The 2,613-nt window shown below is 57.4% G+C and carries 3 protein-coding genes; 1 reads left to right on the top strand and 2 read right to left on the bottom strand.

All coding sequences use genetic code 11. From position 1 onward, the window contains the following. Positions 1 to 196 precede the first annotated feature (196 nt). Complete coding sequence (locus ACSZPU_RS24930) at positions 197 to 331, top strand: hypothetical protein (RefSeq protein ID WP_499004273.1); 135 nt, start codon at positions 197 to 199, stop codon at positions 329 to 331. On the opposite strand, the gene manA is transcribed toward ACSZPU_RS24930, so the two are convergent. Both manA and ACSZPU_RS24920 read right to left on the bottom strand, forming a co-directional pair. Then, positions 317 to 1,492 carry a mannose-6-phosphate isomerase gene (manA, locus tag ACSZPU_RS24925; RefSeq protein WP_499004275.1) on the bottom strand — a complete coding sequence of 392 codons (1,176 nt, stop codon included), beginning with the start codon at positions 1,490 to 1,492 and terminating at the stop codon, positions 317 to 319. The two genes, ACSZPU_RS24930 and manA, sit on opposite strands and share 15 nt — an antisense overlap. 10 nt (positions 1,493 to 1,502) lie before the next feature. Next, positions 1,503 to 2,417, bottom strand: coding sequence for an ROK family protein (locus ACSZPU_RS24920; RefSeq protein WP_499004271.1), 915 nt, complete (start codon positions 2,415 to 2,417; stop codon positions 1,503 to 1,505). Positions 2,418 to 2,613 lie beyond the last annotated feature (196 nt).

Raw genomic sequence — 2,613 nt, 5'->3', positions numbered from 1 at the left:
TCATGATAATAGGGCCTTCTGATTAGAAGGCCCTATTATCAATGATTTTTATCCTCGTGACGACACTATCTAACATCCAGCGCGGAGCCCTTGATACATTTGAACTGTTCGTGTGGTTCAAAGCCTCCACTGATATAACGAACTTCTCCGTCAGCTCAATAAATATGATCCCGAACTCAAAGATCGCGACGGCTTCATGCTGCGTTATAAATCCGCCGTCGCCCGCATCAAACAGGGCATCGATAATTACTATCCCGATGCCCCGCCGCCTGCCGAGGTGAAGCCCGTCAAGAGAAAAGGCTTCTTTGAACGACTGTTAAAAGGCAGCTGACGCCCGCGCCAGCCGTCCCGGCCCGATAGCGCTAACCGACTGCACCTGCACCCCCACGATGATCGACTCGCCGGGGGCAAGTTGCAGCACCAGCCCATCACAGCGCACCGTAATCGTCCCTTCCAGGCAGAACAGGATGGCCACATTGCTGGAGGGCAGCACCGTTTCAGCGTCATCAGGCATGTGGATCGAAAACGCGAAATCATCGACCGGAACCGGAAAGCGCTGCATCGTCGCGTCGTTCACCGGCGCCGTTAGCAGTTGCGATGTCGGTTTCGGCGTAAAGTCCACGTTTGCCATCAGCTCCGCCACATCAATATGCTTTGGCGTCAGCCCGGCACGCAGCACGTTATCGGAATTTGCCATCACTTCCAGCGCCACGCCGTGCAGGTAAGCATGCGGGGTTTCGGCGAACAGGAACATCGCCTCGCCCGGTACCAGCGTGACCACATTGAGCAATAACGGAGAGAACAGACCGCCGTCATCCGGGTAAATCCTGGCAATACTGCGAATGGTTTCCCAGGGTTCGTCCTGCTGGCTTTTCAGTGCCGCATTGAGCACGCACAGCGCCTGCGCTTTCTCTTCGCCTTTCATCGCCAGCAGGCCGGCAAACAGTGCTCGCAGGCTTTCTGCACCGGGCTGGCAGAGAAAATAGTCTATCGCCGGGTGTGCCCCCGCCACCGGTTTCAGCAATGCGGCAATCTGTGCACAGTCGCGAAAACCGTTCATCGCATGAAACGGCGTCAGGGCGTACACCAGCTCCGGCTTGTGGTTAGCGTCTTTGTAGTTGCGCTCCGGTGCCTCAAGCGGAATACCGGCGGCGTTCTCCCGGTCGAACCCAACCTGTGCCGCCGCTTTGCTGGGGTGAACCTGAATGGAGAGCGGCTGCCCGGCGCACAGCACTTTAAACAGAAAAGGCAGCCCGGCAAAACGTTCCGTCACCGCCTCTCCCAGCCAGTGACGCGGATCGGCGGCAATCACCTCAGCAAGCGAACATACCTCACCACCCGGCAAGGTGATGCGGGAGCTGCTTTTCGGATGTGCCCCCATCCACAGCTCGGCCATCGGCTGCTGCGTCGGGTTCGCCATCCCGTACAACTCGCTTAACGCCGTTTTACTGCCCCAGGCGTAGTGCTGCACCGTGTTAATCAGTTTGTACATCGCGCCCCCGTTATTGCGCATTTGCCCGCACCGCCAGCCAGGCCGCGCCGCGCATCCCGCTGCTGTCGCCGTGTACCGCTTTGACCACCGGCGTCAGGAACCGATCGGTAAAGACCAGCGGCGCAATTTCACGTTCAATACCGTCGAGCAGGATGGGTTCATTCGACAGGCCACCGCCAATCACAATGATGTGCGGATCGATAATGTTCACCACCGTTGCCAGCAGGCGGGCCAACTGATGGCGAAAACGCGCGACCTGCTCGCGGGCGTGCGCCTGCCCCTCTTTTGCCAGATGCAGGATCTCCGGCGCGCTTCGCATCTCGCCGCAAAGCAGGTAGTAACGCTCAGCCAGCCCGGTGCCGGAGACAAAGGATTCCGTACAGTTGCTCTTGCCGCAGTAGCATTTCACCGCCGGGCCGTCCCGCAGGAGGCTGTAACCGGGAAGGGTAATATGGCCGCATTCTGCGGCATTGCCCCATGCGCCGGTAAATGCGCGCTGCTGGAGCGCAATCCCTCCGCCGCAGCCGGTGCCGAGCGTCAGGCCAAACACCACGTCGTGCCCCTGCCCCGCCCCATCGCAGGCTTCCGATAAGGCAAAACAGTTGGCGTCATTGGCGATGATCACCGCACAGCCCAGGCGGGCTTGCAGATTGGATTGCAGATCCTGGCCGTTCAGCACCAGGATATTGGAATTTTTAATTTTGCCATCAATGGGCGATACGCTGCCCGGTAGCGCCATGCCAATCTCCACCGGCGCATTCAGTGCCTGTTTTATTTCGCTAATAAACTGCACCAGCCCGTCAATAAACGCGGCGTAGGATTCTTTCACCGTCTGTGTACGATAGCGGCCAAACTCTTTGCCTTCGGCATTCATGACCACGGCGGCCATTTTGGTCCCGCCAATATCCAGCCCCAGATAAAACATCACGCCTCCCTGAAAGAAAATAGAGATAAAAAAGAGTCTGCCCGTTACGCCAGGTCGCATAATGGCAAAGCGATGCCCTGCATGTTTTCATGCAGCAAGCAGACTCAACAACGACAGGTAATATTAGGCTGTGTCCCTTAATTGCATAACCTCTTGTAAAACAATCGGATGCAACCCAGCTTGACCATTGAAAGAT

It is taken from the genome of Phytobacter sp. V69, from assembly GCF_965644215.1.
In the GTDB taxonomy this organism is placed as follows: Bacteria; Pseudomonadota; Gammaproteobacteria; order Enterobacterales; family Enterobacteriaceae; genus Phytobacter.
Note: the sequence above shows the minus strand (reverse complement) of the source record. Positions and strands in the feature narration are given on the sequence as shown.